This window comes from Streptomyces sp. NPDC018045, from assembly GCF_044327445.1.
Classification (GTDB): Bacteria; Actinomycetota; Actinomycetes; order Streptomycetales; family Streptomycetaceae; genus Streptomyces.
Map to the genome: position 1 here is coordinate 100,534 of NZ_JBIRFL010000001.1, position 21,284 is coordinate 121,817.

Annotated in this window: 15 protein-coding genes and 1 tRNA gene; 10 read left to right on the plus strand and 6 right to left on the minus strand. The window is 71.2% G+C overall.

Annotation, left to right across the window (positions count from 1 at the left end; translation table 11 throughout):
- Window positions 1-2: 2 nt before the first annotated feature.
- Together ACH4EB_RS00420 and ACH4EB_RS00425 are read right to left on the minus strand one after the other, a co-directional pair.
- The gene (locus ACH4EB_RS00420; RefSeq protein WP_398345012.1) at window positions 3-137 is read right to left on the minus strand and encodes an SPW_0924 family protein; all 135 of its coding nucleotides are present in this window, start codon (window positions 135-137) and stop codon (window positions 3-5) included.
- 219 nt (window positions 138-356) lie between these two features.
- Entirely contained in the window at window positions 357-2,270 is a 1,914-nt protein-coding gene (locus ACH4EB_RS00425) for a lytic transglycosylase (RefSeq protein WP_398345013.1), read from the minus strand.
- A 155-nt stretch (window positions 2,271-2,425) separates the two neighbouring features.
- Between ACH4EB_RS00425 and ACH4EB_RS00430 the strand changes: the two genes are divergently transcribed.
- Window positions 2,426-3,292: a DUF4184 family protein gene (locus ACH4EB_RS00430; protein ID WP_398345014.1), complete on the plus strand. Its 867-nt coding sequence runs from the start codon at window positions 2,426-2,428 to the stop codon at window positions 3,290-3,292.
- Between the two features lie 142 nt (window positions 3,293-3,434).
- Here ACH4EB_RS00430 and polA read toward each other — a convergent pair whose 3' ends face one another.
- Window positions 3,435-6,173 carry a DNA polymerase I gene (gene polA, locus ACH4EB_RS00435; protein WP_398345015.1) on the minus strand — a complete coding sequence of 913 codons (2,739 nt, stop codon included), beginning with the start codon at window positions 6,171-6,173 and terminating at the stop codon, window positions 3,435-3,437.
- Window positions 6,174-6,335: 162 nt separating this feature from the next.
- Here polA and ACH4EB_RS00440 point away from each other — a divergent pair, with 162 nt between their 5' ends.
- From ACH4EB_RS00440 to ACH4EB_RS00470, 7 genes are all read left to right on the plus strand, one after another.
- The gene (locus ACH4EB_RS00440) at window positions 6,336-8,624 is read left to right on the plus strand and encodes an FdhF/YdeP family oxidoreductase (RefSeq protein WP_398345016.1); all 2,289 of its coding nucleotides are present in this window, start codon (window positions 6,336-6,338) and stop codon (window positions 8,622-8,624) included.
- 163 nt (window positions 8,625-8,787) lie between these two features.
- Window positions 8,788-9,261: a PaaI family thioesterase gene (locus ACH4EB_RS00445; protein ID WP_398345017.1), complete on the plus strand. Its 474-nt coding sequence runs from the start codon at window positions 8,788-8,790 to the stop codon at window positions 9,259-9,261.
- Window positions 9,262-9,836: 575 nt separating this feature from the next.
- Entirely contained in the window at window positions 9,837-11,069 is a 1,233-nt protein-coding gene (locus tag ACH4EB_RS00450; protein ID WP_398345704.1) for a branched-chain amino acid ABC transporter substrate-binding protein, read from the plus strand.
- 182 nt (window positions 11,070-11,251) lie between these two features.
- The gene (locus tag ACH4EB_RS00455) at window positions 11,252-12,181 is read left to right on the plus strand and encodes a branched-chain amino acid ABC transporter permease (RefSeq protein ID WP_398345018.1); all 930 of its coding nucleotides are present in this window, start codon (window positions 11,252-11,254) and stop codon (window positions 12,179-12,181) included.
- A 5-nt stretch (window positions 12,182-12,186) separates the two neighbouring features.
- A complete protein-coding gene (locus ACH4EB_RS00460; protein ID WP_398345019.1) occupies window positions 12,187-14,046 on the plus strand; it encodes a branched-chain amino acid ABC transporter permease in 1,860 nt (619 codons plus the stop codon).
- A gap of 7 nt (window positions 14,047-14,053) precedes the next feature.
- Window positions 14,054-15,022: an ABC transporter ATP-binding protein gene (locus ACH4EB_RS00465; RefSeq protein WP_398345020.1), complete on the plus strand. Its 969-nt coding sequence runs from the start codon at window positions 14,054-14,056 to the stop codon at window positions 15,020-15,022.
- Window positions 15,019-15,741, plus strand: coding sequence for an ABC transporter ATP-binding protein (locus ACH4EB_RS00470; RefSeq protein ID WP_398345021.1), 723 nt, complete (start codon window positions 15,019-15,021; stop codon window positions 15,739-15,741). Before ACH4EB_RS00465 ends, ACH4EB_RS00470 begins: the two co-directional genes overlap by 4 nt.
- Window positions 15,742-15,830: 89 nt before the next feature.
- Here ACH4EB_RS00470 and ACH4EB_RS00475 read toward each other — a convergent pair whose 3' ends face one another.
- Window positions 15,831-16,496 carry an ANTAR domain-containing response regulator gene (locus ACH4EB_RS00475; protein WP_398345022.1) on the minus strand — a complete coding sequence of 222 codons (666 nt, stop codon included), beginning with the start codon at window positions 16,494-16,496 and terminating at the stop codon, window positions 15,831-15,833.
- Between the two features lie 92 nt (window positions 16,497-16,588).
- Here ACH4EB_RS00475 and ACH4EB_RS00480 point away from each other — a divergent pair.
- Window positions 16,589-16,671, plus strand: a tRNA-Leu gene (locus tag ACH4EB_RS00480).
- 216 nt (window positions 16,672-16,887) lie between these two features.
- Here ACH4EB_RS00480 and pyk read toward each other — a convergent pair.
- A complete protein-coding gene (gene pyk, locus ACH4EB_RS00485; protein WP_398345023.1) occupies window positions 16,888-18,324 on the minus strand; it encodes a pyruvate kinase in 1,437 nt (478 codons plus the stop codon).
- 212 nt (window positions 18,325-18,536) lie between these two features.
- Window positions 18,537-19,247 (minus strand): SIMPL domain-containing protein, encoded by a 711-nt coding sequence (locus tag ACH4EB_RS00490; RefSeq protein WP_398345024.1) that lies wholly within the window; start codon window positions 19,245-19,247, stop codon window positions 18,537-18,539.
- A 198-nt stretch (window positions 19,248-19,445) separates the two neighbouring features.
- On the opposite strand from ACH4EB_RS00490, the gene ACH4EB_RS00495 reads away from it, so the two are divergent.
- Window positions 19,446-21,251, plus strand: a complete 1,806-nt coding sequence (locus tag ACH4EB_RS00495) for a bifunctional metallophosphatase/5'-nucleotidase (RefSeq protein ID WP_398345705.1) — start codon at window positions 19,446-19,448, stop codon at window positions 21,249-21,251.
- Window positions 21,252-21,284 lie beyond the last annotated feature (33 nt).

The following is a 21,284-nucleotide window of genomic DNA, read 5'->3' on the forward strand; positions in this document are numbered from 1 at the left end:
TCTCAGGGGTGTGGGGGGACCGTGGTGCGCAGCGGTTCGGGTGAGGTCTCGCCGCTGGGCGCGCCGATCGCCGTCAGGGCGAGGACCAGGGCGAAGGCGGCGGCCAGTCCGGTCGCGGCGGCGATCAGTGCGCGCATGGTCGGCCTCCCGGGGAGCCGCGGTACGGGGCGCCCTGGGCCGGGCGCGTGCCGGGTCGCGAACTCCGGTGAGCTGATAGGGCGTCAGGTGCGGGGGCACCGTAGCAACGGGCGGCGCGGATGAGAACACGTCGCGCCACGGCCGCCTCCCGAGACCACGACGGCCACCGCCGTCCGGCTCGGCGGGAGCGGGACGGCGGTGGCTTCGCAGCGCGGCGGTTACGCCGTGACGGTCAGCTTCACGGTCAGCACCGCGCCGTCGGCGGTGGTCAGGCGCAGCAGGAACGTGCCCGCGTGCTGGTCGGTGCGGATCTCCGGCAGCTTGAGCAGGCCGTCCGCGCCGGTCTTGAAGGTGAGGCTGCGGACCGGCTTGTCCGCGCCCTTGCCCCTGCTCCCGCCCTCATCCGAACCCGCGCCCACACCTGCGCCGGTGCCCTTGTCCTTGTCCTTGTCGGCAACCGGGCCGGTGCCGGCGCCCTTACCCTCGTCCGCACCCGCACCCGCACCCGCGAAGTACGGGCCCTTGTCGTTCTCCACGGGCTGCTTCGGGTCGTCGGTGACCATCGTCGCGGTCACCGCGACACCCGCCGCGATCTTCCCCTGATAGGTGGCCTTGACCTCGACGGCGCCCGCGGCGAAGGAGGTGCCGGCCTCGGCCGTCAGCTCGGCCTCGGAGGTGCGGGCCAGCGCGTCGGCCCGGGGCTCGGGCGCAGGCTTGGCCTCGACGGTGGCGCGGACGTCGGCCGCGGGGATCCGGCGGCCCACCGCGGTCGCCCGGACGGTGAAGCTGCCGGCCCGGTCGCCCGCGCCGAGCCTCGGCGCGGTGGCGATGCCGTCGGCGCCGGTCCGGACGGTGACGTGGTCGGTCTTGCCCGCGAACCGGGCACCGGTCTCACCGATGATGCGGAACTCGACGGGTACGCCCGCGACCGGCTTGCCGTCGGCGTTCTTCGCCCGTACGCGCACCGGCTCGGCGAAGTCCTCGCCCTCGGCGGCCGTGAGGTCCTTCGTGCCGACCCGCTCCAGGGCGGTGACCGGCGCGGGCTTCGTCGGCGGCTTGGTGGGCGGTGTGGTCGGGGGCGTGGTCGGCGGGTCGGCGGGCTTGGAGGTGCCGGGGTCGGCGGGCGGGGTCGTCGGCTTGCTGCCGCCGCCCGGCTTGCCGCCGGCGGGCTTGCCGGGCGTGGTGGTCCTGCCGCCGTCGCCCTGGCCGGTGCCGGGCCGGGGGCCGGGCGCGGTCGTACGGCCCGGCTTGGGCCCGGCGCCCGCGGAGACGTCCCTGCCGCTGCCCGCGCCACCGCGGTGCACCGGCAGCAGGCCCTTGCCGTCCGGAACCTCGTGGGTGCCCTTGCGGTAGAACGCGAGCCAGGACAGGACCGTGTTCAGGTACTTCTGCGACGGGTTGTAGCCGAGGACCGCCCTGTCCAGGTCGCGCTGGACGGACAGGTCGCGGTTGTTGGCGCAGAGGTAGCGGCCGGCGCCGAGGGCGGCGTCGTAGATGTTGTTGGGGTCCTTCTTGCCGTCGCCGTTGCCGTCGGCGCCCCAGCCGGTGCCGTCGGGGCCGCCCGTGGCCCAGGTCGAGGGGATGAACTGCATCGGGCCCACCGCGCGGTCGTGCGTGGTGTCGCCGTCGAAGGCGCCGTGGTCGGTGTCGGTGATCCGCGCGAAGCCGTCGCCGTTGAGCTGCGGGCCGGTGATGCGCTGCACGGTGGTGCCCTCGGCGTCCACGGCGCCGCCGCGGGCGTGGCCGGATTCCACCTTGCCGATGGCGGCGAGCAGTTGCCAGGGCAGCCGGCAGCCGGGGTCCGACTGGGCGACGCGCGCCTCGGCCTTCTTGTACGCGTCCAGGACGGTGGCGGGGATGCCCGCCTCGGCCGGGCCGGAGGCGGCCGGGCCGCCGGTGCCGGGCGAACCGCCGGGTTTGACCGGGCTGTTCAGGGGCGGCAGGTCGGTGTAGTAGGGCGAGCCGCCGTCGATGGGGGTGTCGCCCGCGGGTGCGGGGTCCTCGGCGCTGTTCGCGGTGCGGCTCTCGGCCGCTCCCGGCGCCTGGGACGCGGTCAGGGCGGCCAGCGCGAGCGCTGCCACCGCCGTCGAGGCCGCTCCTTTGCGGAGCCGCCGCCCGAATGTGGCTGCCATCTGTGCCCGTCCCCTCCGCGTTGATCCACCGCGCGCACGGCGCCGTGCAGCGCTCCCCGGCGCTCCCAACTCACGTGACACTACGACAACTTCCGGCGAGCATCCACTGCTCCCAACGCCAGACATACTGATCCTAAACGATCAGGGAGTCAGTCATGCCGTTCACACTCAGCCACGCTGCCGCGGTACTCCCGGCCCTGCGCCGGACCGGGACGGCACGTGGGCCGCTGGCCGCCTCGGCTCTCGTCGCCGGATCGTTCGCGCCGGACGTGACGTACTACGCGGACAGCGTGCTGCCCGGCGCGATGCTCTTCGGCGACTTCACGCACGGGGTGCCGGGCGTGCTCACGGTGGACGCGCTGATCACCGCCCTGCTCGTCGGCGGCTGGCTGCTGCTGCGCGAACCGCTGGTGGCGCTGCTGCCGGCGGCCCGGCGCGGCAGGGTGTACGCGGTGCTGCGCGGCCGCCCCTGGCCCAGGGGCGGCGGACCGCTCGCGGCGCTCGTCGCGTGGTTCTACGTCTCGGCGGTGCTGGGCGCGCTGACCCACATCGTCTGGGACGCGTTCACGCATCCGGGCCGCTGGGGGACGCGGCTGTTCCCCGTCCTCAACGAGGTCGCCGGCGGCCGGCCGCTCTGCATGTACGTGCAGTACGGCACCTCGGCGCTGGCCCTGGGGGTGCTGGGCTGGTTCCTGTGGACGGCGCTGCTGCGGGCACCGGACGCTCCGGTTCCGGCGGGGCTGCCGGTGCTGAGCGGTGGGCGGCGGCTGCTCGGCGGGGCGCTGCTCGCGCTGTGCCCGCTCGGCGGCGCCGCGCACCGTACGCTGCGGGCCCGCGCCGCATTCGGGGACCTGGCGGTGACGTGGTTCGACTACGTACCGACCGTGCTCTTCGGGGCGGGCGCGGGCCTGGCGCTCGGGCTGCTGCTGTACGCGGTGGCGGTACGGCTCCTGCACCGCCGCACCTCCGCGGCTGCGGACGACCGCGCGGCCGCATACGAGCACACCGGCGCACGGCCGTAGCCGGTCCTCCGCGCGACCGGGTGGCCGTGAAGCCGTAGCCGGACCTCCACATGGCCAGGCGGCCGTGGGGCGCACGGCCGGGCGGCCGTGGGGCGCCGCGTACGCATCCGTACGCGGCGCCGCCCGGCCGTACACGCCCGGCTCAGTGTGCCGCCGACTCCCAGTCGCCGCCGGAGCCGACCGACACGTCCAGCGGAGCACGCAGCTCCACGGCGCCCGCCATCTCCCGCCGCACCAGCTCCTCGACCTGCTTGCGCTCGCCGGGCGCGACCTCCACCACGATTTCGTCGTGCACCTGGAGCAGCATCCGGGAGGTGAGGCCGGCCGCCCGCATCGCCTCGTCGACCCGCAGCATCGCCACCTTGACGATGTCGGCGGCGGTGCCCTGGATGGGGGCGTTCAGCGCCATCCGCTCGGCCATCTCGCGGCGCTGGCGGTTGTCGCTGTTCAGATCGGGGAGATAGCGGCGTCGACCCATGATCGTCTCGGTGTAACCGGTGGCGCGGGCCTTGTCGACGACGTCCTGGAGGTAGTCGCGCACCCCGCCGAACCGCTCGAAGAAATTGTCCATCAGGCGGCGGGCCTCGTCGGGCTGGATGCCGAGCTGCTGGGAGAGGCCGAACGCCGACAGACCGTACGCCAGGCCGTAGGACATCGCCTTGATCTTGCGGCGCATCTCCGGGTCGACCTCGGACTTGGCGACCGAGAAGACCTGCGAGGCGACGGTGGTGTGCAGGTCCTCGCCGGAGGTGAACGCCTCGATCAGGCCCTCGTCCTCGGAGAGGTGGGCCATCACGCGCAGCTCGATCTGGCTGTAATCGGCGGTCAGCAGGGACTCGTACCCCTCGCCGACCACGAAGCCGCGGCGGATCGCGCGGCCCTCGTCCGTACGGACCGGGATGTTCTGGAGGTTCGGCTCGGTGGAGGAGAGGCGGCCGGTGGCGGCGACGGTCTGGTTGAAGGTGGTGTGGATACGGCCGTCCGCCGCGATCGTCTTGATCAGGCCCTCGACCGTGGTGCGCAGCTTGGACTGCTCCCGGTGGCGCAGCATGATCACCGGGAGTTCGTTCTCGGTCTGCGCGGCGAGCCAGGCCAGGGCGTCGGCGTCGGTGGTGTAACCGGTCTTGGTCTTCTTCGTCTTCGGCAGGCCCAGCTCGCCGAAGAGGACCTCCTGGAGCTGCTTGGGCGAGCCGAGGTTGAACTCGTGGCCCGCCGCGGCGTGTGCCTCCTGCACGGCCTGCTGGACGGCGGCGGCGAACTGCTGCTCGATGCGCTCCAGCCAGCCCCGGTCGGCGGCGATGCCGGCCCGCTCCATCCGGGCCAGCAGCACACTGGTGGGCAGCTCCAGGTCGCGCAGCAGACCGGCCGCACCGACCTCGTCGAGCTTGGTGGTCATGGCGGCGCCGAGATCCAGGACCGTACGGGCCTGGCTCATCAGGGCGTCCGCCTGGGCCCGGTCGTCGGCACCGAAGGCGAGCTGCCCGTCGCCCTCGGCCGCCGGGGCCAGGTCGCGGCCCAGGTACTCGATGGACAGGGCGTCCAGGGCGAACGAGCGGCGACCCGGCTTGACCAGGTAGGCGGCGAGGGCGGTGTCCATCGTGACCCCGTCGATGCGCCAGCCGTGCTCGCCGAAGACCCGCATCAGGCCCTTGACGTTGTGCATGACCTTGTGGCTCGCCGGGTCGGCGCTCCAGGCGGCGAAGGCCCGCTCGTCGGCCTCGTCCAGCTCGGTGGGGTCGAACCAGACGGCCGGCCCCTCGGCGGTGGCCAGGGCGACCTCGGCGACGCTGCCGCTGCCCACGGTCCAGGTGTCGACCGTGGAGACGCCCAGCAGCTTCGCGCCGTGCTCGGCCAGCCACGGGGCCAGCTCACCGGCGCCGGCGACCGTGCCGTCGATCTCCACCTCGGCGGGCGCGGGCCCGGCGTCCTCGGCCTCCGCCGCACCCGGGTCGGCGGCCAGCAGACGCTCGCGCAGCCCCTGGTTGCGGATCTCCAGCGCCTCCAGGAAGACGGTCAGCGCCTTGCGGTCGTAGGCCGCGCGCACCAGCTCGGCGGGGCCGCAGGGCAGCTCCACGTCGCGCACCATCTCGGTCAGGACGCGGTTGAGCTTGACCGCCTCCAGGTGGTCGCGGAAATTCTGCCCGGCCTTGCCCTTGACCTCCTCGGCGCGCTCCACCAGCTCCGCGAACGAGCCGAACTGGTTGATCCACTTCGCGGCGGTCTTCTCGCCGACGCCGGGGATGCCGGGGAGGTTGTCGGACGGGTCGCCGCGCAGCGCCGCGAAGTCCGGGTACTGGGCGGGGGTCAGGCCGTACTTCTCCTGGACCTTCTCCGGGGTGTAGCGGGTCAGCTCGGAGACGCCCTTGGTCGGGTACAGCACCGTGACGTCGTCGCTGACCAGTTGGAAGGAGTCGCGGTCGCCGGTGACGATGGAGACCTCGAAGCCCTGGGCGGTGGCCTGGGTGGCGAGCGTGGCGATGACGTCGTCGGCCTCGAAGCCGTCCACGGCGAAGCGCTTGACGTGCATCGCGTCCAGCATCTCGCCGATCAGCTCGACCTGGCCCCGGAACTCGTCGGGGGTCTTGGAGCGGTTCGCCTTGTACTCGGGGAACTCCTCGGAGCGCCAGGTCTTGCGCGAGACGTCGAAGGCCACCGCGAAGTGCGTGGGGGCTTCGTCACGCAGGGTGTTCGCGAGCATCGACGCGAAGCCGTAGATCGCATTGGTCGGTTGCCCGGTGGCGGTGGTGAAATTCTCCACGGGCAGGGCGAAGAACGCCCGGTACGCCATGGAATGCCCGTCCATCAGGAGCAGCCGGGGACGGCCGCCCCCCACCGCTTCGGTGCCGGTCGCTTCGCTCTTCTTCGCTGCCTTTGCTGCCACATCCCCGATCCTGCCACGCCCCACTGACAATCCCCGCCGCGACGACCGCGGCGCCGCCGCTGTCAGCCGTCCGTGACAGGATTCTGTATACGGCACCGATGGCCGCCCGGCGGTGTCAGCGGCGCCGTACCCTCACCAGCACTCGGCTCAAGGGAGAGCGCCATGGCAGGCAAGCCGCCCGCGTCGGACCCCATCCAGGACTCACCCGAGGTCACGGCGCCCGAGCACTACGCCGTCGGCCTGCCGGCCATCGGACACGCGCTGCGCGTGTCCCAGCAGCAGATGGGCGTGCGCCGCACGGCCCTGACCCTGCTCCGCGTCAACCAGAAGGACGGCTTCGACTGCCCCGGCTGCGCCTGGCCCGAGCCCGAGCACCGGCACGCGGCCGAGTTCTGCGAGAACGGCGCCAAGGCCGTGGCCGAGGAGGCCACGCTGCGCCGCGTCACCCCCGACTTCTTCGCCGCCCACCCCGTCTCCGACCTCGCGGGACGCAGCGGCTACTGGCTCGGCCAGCAGGGCCGCCTGACCCAGCCCATGTATCTGGCCGAGGGCGCCGACCGGTACGTACCCGTGCCCTGGGAGCGGGCCTTCGACATCATCGGCGAGGAGCTGGCCGCGCTCGGCTCCCCCGACGAGGCCGTCTTCTACACCTCCGGCCGGACGAGCAACGAGGCCGCCTTCCTCTACCAGCTCTTCGCCCGCGAATTCGGCACGAACAACCTGCCCGACTGCTCCAACATGTGCCACGAGTCCTCCGGCTCCGCGCTCACGGAGACCATCGGCATCGGCAAGGGCAGCGTCCTGCTGGAGGATTTGTACAAGGCCGACCTGATCATCGTGGCCGGGCAGAACCCGGGCACCAACCACCCCCGGATGCTCTCCGCGCTGGAGCAGGCCAAGGCCGGCGGCGCGAAGATCATCTCGATCAACCCGCTGCCCGAGGCGGGCCTGGAACGCTTCAAGAACCCGCAGACCCCGCGCGGCCTCGCCGGGCGTGGCACCGCCCTGACCGACCTCTTCCTCCAGGTGCGCCTCGGCGGCGACCAGGCCCTCTTCCGTACGCTCAACCGCCTCGTCCTGGAGACCGAGGGCGCCGTCGACACCGAGTTCATCGCCGAGCACACACATGGCTTCGAAGCGTTCGCCACGGCAGCGCGCGCGGACACCGACTGGGAAGAGACGCTCGCCGCCACCGGCCTGACCCGCCAGGAGATCGAGCGCGCGCTGGACATGGTCCTGAAGTCGCGCCGCACGATCGTCTGCTGGGCCATGGGCCTGACCCAGCACAAGCACTCCGTCCCCACCATCCAGGAAGTCGTCAACTTCCTGCTGCTGCGCGGCAACATCGGCCGCCCCGGCGCCGGCGTGTGCCCCGTACGCGGCCACAGCAACGTGCAGGGCGACCGCACCATGGGCATCTTCGAACGCCCCGCCCCCGCCTTCCTGGACGCCCTGGAGAAGGAGTTCGGCTTCACCCCGCCGCGCGAGCACGGCCTGGACGTCGTACGGGCCATCCGCGCCCTGCGCGACGGCGACGCCAAGGTCTTCTTCGCGATGGGCGGCAACTTCGTCTCCGCCACCCCCGACACGGACGTCACCGAGGCCGCAGTCCGCCGCGCCCGGCTGACCGTCCACGTCTCCACCAAGCTCAACCGCTCGCACGTGGTCACCGGCGCCCGCGCCCTGATCCTGCCCACCCTGGGCCGCACGGAGCGCGACGTCCAGGCGGGCGGCGAGCAGTTCGTGACCGTCGAGGACTCCATGGGCATGGTGCACGCCTCCCGCGGCCGCCTGGCGCCCGCGAGCCCGCACCTGCTCTCCGAGCCCGCCATCGTCGCCCGCCTCGCCCGCCGTGTCCTCGGACCGGACAGCCGCACGCCCTGGGAGGACTTCGAGAAGGACTACGGCACGGTCCGGGACCGGATCGCCCGCGTCATCCCCGGCTTCGAGGACTTCAACACCAAGGTGGCCCGCCCCGGCGGCTTCGCCCTCCCGCACGCCCCGCGCGACAGCCGCAGCTTCCCCACGGCCACCGGCAAGGCCAACTTCACGGCCGCGCCCGTCGAGTACCCGAAGCTCCCCGAGGGCCGGCTGCTCCTCCAGACGCTGCGTTCGCACGACCAGTACAACACCACGATCTACGGCCTCGACGACCGCTACCGAGGCATCAAGAACGGCCGTCGCGTCGTCCTGGTCAACCCCGAGGACGCCCGCGCGCTGGGCGTCGCCGACGGCTCGTACACCGACCTGGTCAGCGAGTGGACCGACGGTACGGAGCGGCGCGCGCCCGGCTTCCGCGTCGTCCACTACCCGACGGCGCGCGGCTGCGCGGCGGCGTACTACCCGGAGACCAACGTCCTGGTGCCGCTCGACCACACCGCCGACACCAGCAACACCCCCGCCTCGAAGTCGCTGGTCGTACGCCTGGAACCGGTGGCGCCGCAGACGTGACCGGGCGGCACGGACGGTGGCCCCGGGCCGGGCGGCGGCCCCGGCCCGGGCCACCGCTGCGTAGCCTGATAAGAACGTGCACGACTCAACGACCGGCGTCCGACCGGCGCCGCTCCGGTGCGCCGCGGTCGACGCCACCGGCACACGAACGGAGCCGCAGGACATGGGCGAGCAGCGCGCGACCACGTTTCCGCAGGAGATCATCGACCAGTGGGCCGGGCTCGGCCTGGACCTCGCCGCGCTGTTCTCCGCCGGTCATCTCGGTACGCGCATGAGCGTGCAGGTCCTGGAGGCCGCGCCGGAGCGGATCGTCGGCACCATGCCCGTCGAGGGCAACACCCAGCCGTACGGGCTGCTGCACGGCGGCGCCTCCGCGGTGCTCGCCGAGACCCTCGGTTCGGTCGGCGCGATGCTGCACGGCGGCCCCACGAAGGTGGCGGTCGGCGTCGACCTGAACTGCACCCACCACCGCGGCGCCCGCTCCGGCCTGGTCACCGGCGTCGCCACGCCCCTGCACCGGGGCCGCTCGTCCGCCACGTACGAGATCGCCATCTCCGACGAGGACGGCAAGCGGGTCTGCAGCGCCCGGCTGACCTGCATGCTGCGTGACGCGGACGCGTCGGCGTACCGCGGCTGAGCCCGGCGCCGCGCCCGCGGCGCGCGGCGCTCACGGTGGCACGGCGGCCCCGTTCCCAGCCCGGGGAGCGGGGCCGTCGGCCGTACGTTCCCGGGTAAGCGCCCGCTCCGCGTCGCCCCCCGCGCGGATCACGCGTCCCCCGCTCCGCACCGCGCGCCCCCGCGCCCCGTTACGCTCCGTGACGTCTGCCGTCGACACCACCGCCGCCGGGTCCCCTCTGGTGCACCGGCCGCCCACCCGCCCCGCGCGCCACATCCGGTATGCGGACGCCCGAACCATGATCAGCCCCAAATCCCCCATGGGAAGTGCGAGTTCACGCTCCGCCCGGCGTCCGCGCCGAATGTAAGGAGCATGAGGGCAAAACGCTCATCGACGGTCATAACAAGAGCGTCACATCCTGGTCAGCGCCGCTGTCAGGCCACCGGGCACCGCTCTAGAGTCACCGCCAGTCACCGCGCCGCCGGGCGCGCGTTGCGAGCACGGACCCTGTACCACCCGTACAGCCCGGCGCGCGAAACGGTCGTGCGACGCGCCCGACCGCGCCAGGGAAAGGACTGATCGTGCGTCACCGTTCCTTGCTCATACTCACCACCGCGGTCACCGCAGGCGCCCTCACCCTCTCCGCATGCGGCTCCCGCGGCGACGACAAGAAGGGCGGCGAGGGGACGAAGACCACCGTGACCCTCGGGCTCGACGCCCCCATCACCGGCGAGCTCTCCGCCCTGGGACTGGGCATCCGCAACTCCGCCCAGCTCGCCGTCGACAACGCCAACAAGACCGGCGAGGTCAAGGGCATCGGGTTCGAGCTCGAAGCGCTCGACGACAAGGCGCAGGCCAACGTCGGCCAGCAGAACGCCACCAAGCTCGCCGGCGACAAGGACGTCCTGGGCATCGTCGGCCCGCTGAACTCCAGCGTCGCCCAGTCCATGCAGCAGGTCGCCCAGCAGAACGGGGTGGCCCTGATCTCCCCGGCCAACACCACCCCGGACCTCACCCAGGGCAAGGACTGGAAGCAGAACAAGCGCGTACGGCAGTTCTCCACCTACTTCCGCACCGCCACCACCGACGAGGTGCAGGGCGCCTTCGACGGCCAGTTCGCCTGGGAGAAGGCCAAGTTCAAGAACGCCTACGTCATCGACGACCAGAAGACCTACGGAGCGGGCCTCGCCGCCTCCTTCAAGGCGCAGTTCACCAAACTGGGCGGCAAGGTCGTCGGCTCCGAGCACGTCAACCCGGAGGACCGCGACTTCAAGGCCGTCGTCGCCAAGGTCAAGGCCGCCAAGCCGGACGTGGTCTTCTACGGCGGCGAGTACCCCGCCTCAGGACCGCTGAGCCAGCAGCTCAAGGACGGTGGCGTCAACGTCCCCCTGATGGGCGGCGACGGCATGTACAGCGCCGAATACATCAAGCTCAACAAGAAGGCGCAGGGCGACTACGCGTCCTCCGTCGGCAAGCCCGTCGAACAGCTCGACTCCGCCAAGAAGTTCATCGACGACTACCGGGCCGCCGGCTACAAGGACCGCTACGAGGCGTACGGCGGCTCCGCCTACGACGCCACCTGGGCCCTGATCCAGGCCGTCAAGAAGGTCGTCGGGGACAACGGCGGCAAACTGCCCGAGGACGCGCGCAAGAAGGTCGTCGACGCCCTGAACCAGGTCTCCTTCGACGGCGTCACCGGCCATGTCTCCTTCGACAAGTACGGCGACACCACCAACACCATGATCACCGCCTACCAGGTCGACCGGGGCAAGTGGGTCGCCCGCTTCAGCGCGGAATTCAAGAAGTTCGACAAGGCCGGCACGGGCTGACCCGGCCGAGCCGACCCGTACCGCCGAGACCGGCGGGCCCGGACCACCCCGGTCGGCCCGCCGGACCCCGCCACTCCCCACCGGCCAGTGCCCCCGGGCCGCGCCGCACCCTCCGGCGCCGCCCCGGCACACGGGCTGCCGCCACCGCCCGTACCGTCTTCCCACCCCACGGAGGCCCTGCGGTGAACGAACTGCCGCAACAACTGGCCAACGGACTCATCCTCGGCGCGATGTACGGACTCATCGCGATCGGCTACACGATGGTCTACGGCATCGTCCAGCTCATCAACTTCGCACACGGCGAGATCTTCATGGTCGGCGGTTTCGGCGCGCTCACCGTCCACCTCGCCCTGCCGTCCGGCATGTCCCTGCTCCTCGCGCTGCCCCTGATGCTCCTCGGAGCCGTCGTCGTCGCCGTCCTCGTCGGCGTGGCAGCGGAACGTTTCGCCTACCGGCCGCTGCGCGGCGCGCCCCGCCTCGCGCCCCTGATCACCGCCATCGGCCTGTCCATCGCCCTCCAGCAGGCCGTCTGGAAGTGGTACCCCGAAGGCAACAAGGCCCGCGTCTTCCCCCAGTTCAAGGGCGGCTCCCTCGACATCCTGGGCGCCACCGTCCAGCGCGGCGACCTCTTCGTCATCGCCGCCGCCCCCGTCTGCATGATCGCCCTCGGCTTCTTCGTCGCCCGCACCCGCAGCGGCCGCGCCATGCAGGCCACCGCCCAGGACCCGGACACCGCCAAGCTCATGGGCGTCAACACCGACCGGATCATCGTGCTGGCCTTCGCCATCGGCGCCGCCTTCGCGGGCGTCGCCGCCGTCGCCTACGGGCTGCGCACCGGCGAAGTGCAGTTCCGGATGGGCTTCATCCTCGGCCTCAAGGCCTTCACCGCGGCCGTCCTCGGCGGCATCGGCAACATCTACGGCGCCATGCTCGGCGGCCTCGTCCTCGGCGTCGCCGAAGCCCTCGCCACCGGCTACGTCGAGGAGATACCCGGCATGCAGCAGTTCGGCGGCGGAGCCTGGAAGGACGTCTGGGCCTTCGTCCTCCTCATCCTCGTCCTCCTCCTGAGGCCCCAGGGCCTGCTCGGCGAGCGCGTCGCGGATCGGGCGTGAGAGCGATGACCATCACACCCGCCGACGGCGGCAACGGCACCACCGGGAAAACGGCCGGCACCATTCCGGCACGGCACCACCCCGGCGTCCTCCCCCTCCCCGAACGCGGCGCCCGCCTCACCACCGCGGCCGCCGCCCTCGCCACCGCCGTCTCCACCGCCCTGCCCTGGACCTGGAGCAGCGACTTCCCCGGCGACCTCACCTACTACGGCTCCCCCGCCGGCCTCCAGCTCATCACCCTCGCCGGCGGCGTCCTCACCCTCCTGTTCGCCCTCGCCGGCCTCGGCGTCCGCGGCCTCGGCCGGCTCACCCCCGCCGGCCGCACCGCCCCCGTCCTGTTCGCCGCCCTCGCCACCCTCGCCGCCACCTGGTTCACCCTCGGCGCCATCGCCGTACACCTCGGCGGCCTGGTCAACCTCGAAGCGGGCGGCTACATCGCGGGCGCCACCGCCCTCGCCACGTTCCTCGGCGCCCTCGGCCTGCCCGCCGACCGCACCGTCCCCGCGGACCGTCAGGAGGGCCCGGCGCCCGGCGCCTGGCAGCGCTTCACGGGCGCCCTGGCCCCCGTACCCCTGCGCCCACCCACGCGGCCGCTGCCCTCCTGGGGCGAGGTCCTGGTCATCGCCGCGGCCTTCGGCGCCGGGCTCTACGTCTTCACGTACGGCATCGACGCGGAGGACGGCCCGCCCTTCGTCGGCTACCTGATCTTCGTCGCGCTCGCCGTCCCCGCCCTGCACCGCGCCGGACTCATCGGCCGACTCACCGCGATCACCACCCGGCACCGCGGCGTCGCGCTCGCCGCTGCCTTCATCGCCGCGGCCTGCTTCCCGTTCACCCAGGACACCGACCAGTACACGATCATCGGTGCCAACATCCTCATCTTCGCCACCGTCGCCCTCGGCCTGAACGTCGTCGTCGGCCTCGCCGGTCTCCTCGACCTCGGATACGTGGCCTTCCTCGGTGTCGGTGCCTACGCGGCCGCCCTCGTCTCCGGCAGCCCGGAATCCGCCCTCGGCCTGCACTTCCCGTTCTGGGCCGCGCTGCTGACCGGCGCCGCCGCCTCGCTCGTCTTCGGCGTCCTGATCGGCGCCCCGACCCTGCGCCTGCGCGGCGACTACCTCGCCATCGTCACCCTCGGCTTCGGCGAGATCTTCCGCATCGCCATGCTCAACCTCAACGGCACCACCGGACCCGACGTCACCAACGGCGCCATGGGCATCCCCAACATCCCCAACCTGGAGATCTTCGGCTTCAACTTCGGCGAACCCCACGAGATCCTCGGCTTCACCATCGCCACCTACGGCAACTACTACCTCCTGATGATCCTCGTCACCGCCTTCGTCGTCCTGGTCTTCCGCCGCGCCGCCGCCTCCCGCATCGGCCGCGCCTGGATCGCCATCCGCGAGGACGAGACCGCCGCCGTCGCCATGGGCGTCAACAGCTTCCGGCTGCGCCTGCTCGCCTTCGCCCTCGGCGCCGCCCTCGCCGGACTCGCCGGAACCGTACACGTCCACGTCGTCACCACCGCCACCCCCGAACAGTTCCAGTTCGCCGGCCCCACCCCGCCCAACTCCGCGTTCCTCCTCGCCGCCGTCATCCTCGGCGGCATGGGCACCCTCAGCGGCCCGCTCGTCGGCGCGGCCCTGCTCTTCCTCATCCCCGCCAAACTCGACTTCCTCCAGGACTACCAACTGCTCCTGTTCGGCCTCGCGCTCGTCCTGCTCATGCGCTTCCGCCCTGAGGGCCTGATCCCCGACCGCAGGAAGCAGCTCGAATTCCACGAGACCGGCCAGCTCGACGTACCCGATACGCGCCTGCCCGACGGGGACCAGGCCCTCGGCGGCGGCACCCAGGCGAAGGCGTGACGAGACCATGACCCCACCCACGGCATCCACCAGCACCGCCGACACCGTCCTCGAAGCCGCCGGCGTGACCATGCGCTTCGGCGGCCTGACCGCCGTACGCGGCGTCGATCTCACCGTCCGGGCCGGCGAGATCGTCGGCCTCATCGGCCCCAACGGCGCCGGAAAAACCACCTTCTTCAACTGCCTCACCGGCCTCTACGCCCCCACCGAAGGCACCGTCACCTACCGGGGCACCCGCCTCTCCCGCAAACCCCACCTCGTCACCGAAGCCGGTGTCGCCCGCACATTCCAGAACATCCGCCTCTTCGCCAACATGACTGTCCTGGAAAACACCCTCGTCGGCCGCCACACCCGCACCAAAGAAGGGCTCTGGTCCGCCCTCCTGCGCGGCCCCGGCTTCCGCAAGGCCGAACGCTCCTCGACGCAACGCGCCATGGAACTCCTGGAGTTCACCGGACTCGCCGCCAAACGCGACCACCTCGCCCGCAATCTGCCCTACGGCGAACAGCGCAAGCTGGAGATCGCCCGCGCCCTCGCCAGCGACCCCGGCCTGCTCCTCCTCGACGAACCCACCGCCGGCATGAACCCCCAGGAGACCCGCGCCACCCGGGACCTCGTCCTCGCCATCCGCGACCAGGGCACCGCCGTCCTCGTCATCGAGCACGACATGCGCTTCATCTTCAACCTCTGCGACCGCGTCGCCGTCCTCGTCCAGGGCGAGAAGCTCCTCGAAGGCACCTCCGAAGTCGTCCAGGCCGACCAACGCGTCATCGCCGCCTACCTCGGTACGCCCTTCGAGGACGCCCCCGGCGCCGAGGAAGCCGCCGAAGTACGGGCCGCGGAGGAACAGGCCCGCGCCGCCGGCCACGGCCCCGGCGCCCGGGAGGACACCGCCCGCACGGACTCCCCGCCCGAAGGCCGCCCACCGGGCGACTCCGCACCCGGACACTCCGCCCCGGAAGGAGACGCCCGATGACCACGCCCCCACTCCTCCAGGTCGAGGGCCTGCGCGTCGCCTACGGCAAGATCGAAGCCGTCAAGGGCATCTCCTTCACCGTCGAAGCCGGCCAGGTCGTCACCCTCATCGGCACCAACGGTGCCGGCAAGACCACCACCCTGCGCACCCTCTCCGGCCTCCTCAAACCCCTCGCCGGGAAGATCAGCTTCGACGGCGCGCCACTCACCGGCGTCCCCGCCCACAAGATCGTCGAACGTGGCCTCGCCCACTCCCCCGAAGGCCGCCGCCTCTTCCCCCGCCTGACCATCGCCGAGAACCTCAAGCTCGGCGCGTTCCTGCGCAAGGACCCGGCCGGCATCGAGGCCGACATCCGGCGCGTCTACGACCTCTTCCCCATCCTCGGCGAACGCAGCCGCCAGGCGTCCGGCACCCTCTCCGGCGGCGAACAGCAGATGCTCGCCATGGGCCGCGCCCTGATGTCCCGGCCCAAACTGCTGATGCTGGACGAGCCCTCCATGGGCCTGTCCCCCATCATGATGCAGAAGATCATGGACACCATCCGCGAACTGCGCACCCGAGGCACCACCATCCTCCTCGTGGAGCAGAACGCCCAGGCCGCCCTCTCCCTCGCCGACCACGGCCACGTCATGGAAACCGGCACCGTCGTCCTCTCCGGCACCGGCCAGGAACTCCTGCGCGACGAGTCGGTACGCAAGGCGTATCTGGGCGAGGACTGACCGGGGGCACCGGGCACTGCGCGCATCGCGGATGAGGAAAGGGCGTACCGGCCGGCCGCCGGTACGCCCTTCGCACAGGAAAGGAGGAGCTACTCCTTCCCTTCCTTCTCCTTCTTCTGCTTCTTCTCCTCGGCGTCCTCGATGACCGCCTCGGCGACCTGCTGCATGGACAGCCGGCGGTCCATCGACGTCTTCTGGATCCAGCGGAAGGCAGCCGGCTCGGTCAGCCCGTACTGGGTCTGCAGGACGCTCTTCGCCCGGTCCACCAGTTTGCGGGTCTCCAGCCGCTGGGTGAGGTCGGCGACCTCCTTCTCCAGCGTCTTCAGCTCCGTGAAACGGCTCACGGCCATCTCGATCGCCGGCACCACGTCGCTCTTGCTGAACGGCTTGACGAGGTACGCCATGGCCCCGGCGTCCCGCGCCCGCTCCACCAGTTCGCGCTGCGAGAACGCGGTGAGCATCAGGACCGGGGCGATGCTCTCCTCCGCGATCCTCTCCGCGGCGGAGATCCCGTCGAGGACCGGCATCTTCACGTCCAGGATCACCAGGTCCGGACGGTGCTCCCGGGCCAGCTCCACGGCTTTCTCACCGTCCCCGGCCTCACCGACGACGGTGTAGCCCTCTTCCTCCAGCATCTCTTTGAGATCGAGACGGATGAGGGCCTCGTCCTCGGCGATGACCACACGGGTCGTCTGCGGCGGGACATGCGACTGATCGTCGTCGGCGACGGGCTGCTCGGGCTCGGCGGCGCTCACGGGTCTCCTCGTTCCAGGCAGGTGGTGCCCTTGTAGCCTACCTAGCGGCACCCTCTGACACGTACACGGTATGCTGCTGACAGCCCACCCCGGCCGGGTTGGTGGAATGGCATACACGGATGTCTCAAACACATCTGCCCGAAAGGGCTTGCGGGTTCGAGTCCCGCACCCGGCACCCCATCGCGAAGCGGCCTTTCCCGTTCGCGCGCCGTATCCCGTTTTCACTCCACGGGATCAACGCATCACGCCGAGTCATGGCAGGTCGGTCCATGACTCGGTCCTCCCCCTCACGGCGCTCTCCCCCCTCCGGTCAGTCCGCAGCGACACCTGGGCTGCCCGTGTTCCCGGTATTCCGATGGACGCCCGTGCCGGCCCGAAGCACCGGCCGCCCCTAGGCCGACGAGTCGTCCTCACCGATGCGGTGGACGCGGACGAGGTTGGTGGAGCCGGCCACCCCGGGTGGGGAGCCGGCGGTGATGATGACGACGTCGCCGGGTTCGCAGCGGCCGATGCGCAGGAGTTCTTCGTCGACCTGGGCGACCATCTCGTCGGTGGAGTCGACCTTGGGGCCGAGGAAGGTTTCCACACCCCAGGTGAGATTGAGCTGGGAGCGGGTGGCCGGTTCGGGGGTGAAGGCGAGGAGGGGGATGGGTGAGCGGTAGCGGGACAGGCGGCGGACGGTGTCGCCGGACTGGGTGAAGGCGACGAGGAACTTGGCGCCGAGGAAATCGCCCATCTCGGCGGCGGCGCGGGCGACGGCACCGCCCTGGGTACGGGGTTTGTTGCGGTCGGTGAGCGCGGGCAGGCCCTTGGCGAGGATGTCCTCCTCGGCCGCGGTGACGATGCGGGCCATGGTGCGTACCGTCTCGGTGGCGTACTTGCCGACGCTGGTCTCGCCGGAGAGCATCACCGCGTCGGTGCCGTCGATGACGGCGTTGGCGACGTCGGACGCTTCGGCGCGGGTGGGCCGGGAGTTCTCGATCATGGAGTCGAGCATCTGGGTGGCGACGATGACCGGCTTCGCATTGCGTTTGGCGAGTTTGATGGCGCGCTTCTGGACGATCGGGACCGTTTCCAGGGGCATTTCGACGCCGAGGTCGCCGCGCGCGACCATGATGCCGTCGAAGGCGGCGACGATGTCGTCGATCGCGTCGACGGCCTGGGGCTTTTCGACCTTGGCGATGACGGGCCGGAAGCAGTTCTCCTGGCGCATGATGCGGTGGACGTCGTCGATGTCGTCCCCGCTGCGGACGAAGGACAGGGCGATGATGTCGGCGCCGATGCGCAGGGCCCAGCGCAGGTCTTCGCAGTCCTTCTCGGAGAGGGCGGGGACGGAGACGGCGACACCGGGGAGGTTGAGGCCCTTGTGGTCGGAGACCATGCCTCCTTCGACAACCTCGGTGTGGACCTCGGTGCCGCGGACGTCGGTGACCTGGAGGGTGACTTTGCCGTCGTCGACGAGGATGCGCTCGCCGGGGGTGACGTCGTCGGCGAGCCCTTCGTAGGTGGTGCCGCAGCAGTGGCGGTCGCCTTCGACGCCGGGGCGGACGGTGATGGTGAAGGCGTCGTCGCGTTCGAGAAGTACGGGACCTTCGCGGAACCGGCCGAGTCGGATCTTCGGACCTTGAAGATCCGCGAGGATGCCGACGCTGTGGCCGGTCTCCTCGGAAGCTTTGCGTACCCGCTCGAACCGCGCCTCGTGGTCGGCGTAGGTGCCGTGGCTGAGGTTGAAGCGGGCCACGTCCATTCCGGCTTCGACGAGTGCCTTGATCTGCTCGTACGAGTCGGTGGCGGGTCCCAGTGTGCAGACGATCTTTGCTCGGCGCATGGTTCCGACCCTACGACCTACTCATAGGTAGGGAACTGTGGGGAAGTGACTGCCCAACGGCCTTTGCGTGAAAGGCTCTTGACAAGTAGTTGAATGCGCGGAGCGGCGCTCCTATGAGCGGATAAGCGGGGGCTCGCGAGGTGCGGAGGCCCCTGCGGCGCCAGTGGTTCGGAGGTTCGAGCCATGTGGGGTCGCCAGGCGGCGCCCGTGGGTCACAGAGTGGGGCGCGTCATCGTGAAGCGGGCGTTGATCTGTGCGTACACCTCTTGGCGTGCGGGTTCCAGGTCGAGTGCGGGGGCGCTTTCAGCCGCGCCGGCTCCCCCGTGGGCGACGGAGCGGAACGCGCCGCCGGGGACGGGCATCGGGGAGGCGTCGTCGGCGCCGGTGTCGGCGAGTTCGAGGACGGCGTCGAGGCGGGCGCCGAGGGCTTCGGCGTATTCGCGGGCGCGCTGGACGGCTTCGCGCACGGCCTGCCGGCGGGCTTCGCGGTGGGCGGGCGAGTCGGGGCGCAGAGCCCACCAGGGGCCGTCGACGCGGGTGAGGTCGAGGTCGGCGAGGCGGGTGGTGAGTTCGCCGAGGGCGGTGAAGTCGGCGAGGGTGGCGGCGACGCGGACGCGTCCGTGGTAGGCGCGTACGCGCTCGTGGCGGCCTTTGGCGGTGATTTCGGGGGTGACGGAGAAGGCGCCGGTGTCGAGCTTCTCGACGGCGTCGCCGTAGCTCTTGACGAGGGTGAGGACCTGGTCGTTGCGGTGGGTGAGGTCCTTGAGGGTGGCGGCGCGGTCGGTGCCGCGGGCCTGGACGGTGATGTCGATCCGGGCGATCTCGGGGTCGGCCTCGATGCGGGCCTCGCCGTGGACGGCGAGGCGGGGTGCGTCGGGGGTGCCGTACGGGAGGGTGGCGGGCCGAGTGTCGGGGTCGGTCATGGGGGCAGCCTGGCACGGGGCGGGGGGTTTGTCAGGGAGGAGCCGGGCGGGCGGTCATCTGATCGCAACCTGTGAGGGCTGTTGCGGGTGGGGCTGCTGAGCCAGAATCTACGCGCGTTGTCCATGAGTGTCGTGGTGCTCGTCGGTTCCGTCGCCGTCGCCGCGGCCCGCTGTCGTGTTTCGTCGAAGGAGATGTTCATGCCGCTCGGGCGCAGGAAGTTCCTGGGGAGTTCGGTCGCCACCGGTGCGGGGGCCGCCCTCATCGGTACGGCGGCGCCGTCGGCGGCGGCCGCCCCGGTGTCCGGTGGCGGGGCGCGGCCCGCGCGGCGTTACGCCTTCACGGTCATGGGGACCACGGATCTGCACAGCAATGTCTTCAACTGGGATTACGCCGCCGACGCGGAATTCGACGACAAGGACCACAACGATGTGGGGCTGGCGAAGATTTCCACGCTGGTGCGGCGGGTCCGGGAGGAGAAGGGAGCCCGCAATACGCTGCTGATCGACGCGGGTGACACGATCCAGGGCACCCAGCTCGGGTATTACTACGCGAAGGTCGATCCGATCACCGGTCCGAACGGTCCGGTGCATCCGATGGCGAAAGCGATGAACGCCATCGGTTACGACGCGGCGGCGCTCGGCAATCACGAGTTCAATTACGGACTGGCGGTGCTGCGGAAGTTCGAGGAGAGCTGCGACTTCCCGCTGCTGGGGGCGAACGCGGTGGACGCGAAGTCGCTGCGGCCGGCGTTCCCGCCGTACTGGATGGCGCGGTTGTGTACGCCGTGCGGCGGTCAGGTGAAGGTGGCGGTGCTGGGGCTGACGAATCCCGGGGTCGCCATATGGGACAAGGCGCATGTGCAGGGGAAGCTCGCGTTTCCCGGGCTGGAGGAGCAGGCGGCGAAGTGGGTGCCGAAACTGCGGTCGATGGGGGCGGATGTGGTGATCGTGGCGGCGCATTCGGGGACGAGCGGCACGTCGTCGTACGGGGACCAGCTCCCGTACGTGGAGAACGCGGCGGCGCTGGTGGCGGAGCGGGTGCCGGGGATCGACGCGATTCTGGTGGGGCATGCGCATGTGGAGGTGCCGGAGCGGCGGGTGGTGAACCGCGAGACGGGGCGTGCGGTGGTGCTGTCGGAGCCGTTGAAGTGGGGGCAGCGGCTGACGCTCTTCGACGTGGAGCTGGTGCGGTCGCGGGGCCGCTGGTCGGTGGAGTCGGTGTCGGCGAAGGTGCTGAATTCCAACACGGTGCCGGAGGATCCGCGGATCACCCGGCTGCTGCGTTCCGAGCAACGGAAGGTGGTGGCGTACGTCAATCAGGTCATCGGGCGGTCGAAGACGGAGATGACGGCGGCCGAGGCGCCGTTCAAGGACACGCCGGTGCTGGATTTCATCGCGTTCGTCCAGGCGGAGGCGGTACGGAAGGCGTTGGCGGGGGGCGCGTACGCGAAGCTGCCGGTGCTGTCGCAGGCTTCGTGTTTCTCGCGTTCGGCGGTGGTTCCGGCAGGACCGGTGACGATCCGGTCGATGGCCGCGCTGTATCCGTTCGACAATACGCTGGAGGCGCGGATTCTGACCGGGAAGCAGGTGCGGGAGTACCTGGAGTTCTCCGCGCGGTATTACGTACGGACGCCGACGGGCGGTCCGGTCGATCCGGCGCACCTGACGAACGCGGACGGTATTCCGGATTACAACTACGACGCGGTGAGCGGGGTGTCGTACGAGATCGACATCGCGCGGGAGCCGGGGCGGCGGATCACGAAGTTGTCGTTCGAGGGGAAGCCGGTGGCGGACGACGCGCGGTTCGTGCTGGCGGTGAACAACTACCGGGCGAGCGGTGGCGGCAATTTCCCGCATGTGGCGCGGGCGCCGCAGGTGTGGTCGACGTCGGAGGAGATCCGGAATGTGATCATCGGGTGGGTGCAGGAGACCGGGGAGATCGACGGGGCGCGGTTCGCGTCCGTGGACTGGCGGCTGACCCGGGACGGGGTGCCGGTGTTCTGATCAGGGCCCGGTGTCGGGTCCCGGCCCGGTGTC

Excerpts from the sequence above, each read along its gene's own strand:
- ACH4EB_RS00420 (WP_398345012.1), bottom strand. The coding sequence starts at position 137 with ATGCGCGCACTGATCGCCGCCGCGACCGGACTGGCCGCCGCCTTCGCC.
- ACH4EB_RS00425 (WP_398345013.1), bottom strand. The coding sequence starts at position 2,270 with ATGGCAGCCACATTCGGGCGGCGGCTCCGCAAAGGAGCGGCCTCGACG.
- ACH4EB_RS00430 (WP_398345014.1), top strand. The coding sequence starts at position 2,426 with ATGCCGTTCACACTCAGCCACGCTGCCGCGGTACTCCCGGCCCTGCGC.
- ACH4EB_RS00440 (WP_398345016.1), top strand. The coding sequence starts at position 6,336 with ATGGCAGGCAAGCCGCCCGCGTCGGACCCCATCCAGGACTCACCCGAG.
- ACH4EB_RS00445 (WP_398345017.1), top strand. The coding sequence starts at position 8,788 with ATGGGCGAGCAGCGCGCGACCACGTTTCCGCAGGAGATCATCGACCAG.
- ACH4EB_RS00460 (WP_398345019.1), top strand. The coding sequence starts at position 12,187 with ATGACCATCACACCCGCCGACGGCGGCAACGGCACCACCGGGAAAACG.
- ACH4EB_RS00465 (WP_398345020.1), top strand. The coding sequence starts at position 14,054 with ATGACCCCACCCACGGCATCCACCAGCACCGCCGACACCGTCCTCGAA.
- ACH4EB_RS00470 (WP_398345021.1), top strand. The coding sequence starts at position 15,019 with ATGACCACGCCCCCACTCCTCCAGGTCGAGGGCCTGCGCGTCGCCTAC.
- pyk (WP_398345023.1), bottom strand. The coding sequence starts at position 18,324 with ATGCGCCGAGCAAAGATCGTCTGCACACTGGGACCCGCCACCGACTCG.
- ACH4EB_RS00490 (WP_398345024.1), bottom strand. The coding sequence starts at position 19,247 with ATGACCGACCCCGACACTCGGCCCGCCACCCTCCCGTACGGCACCCCC.
- ACH4EB_RS00495 (WP_398345705.1), top strand. The coding sequence starts at position 19,446 with ATGCCGCTCGGGCGCAGGAAGTTCCTGGGGAGTTCGGTCGCCACCGGT.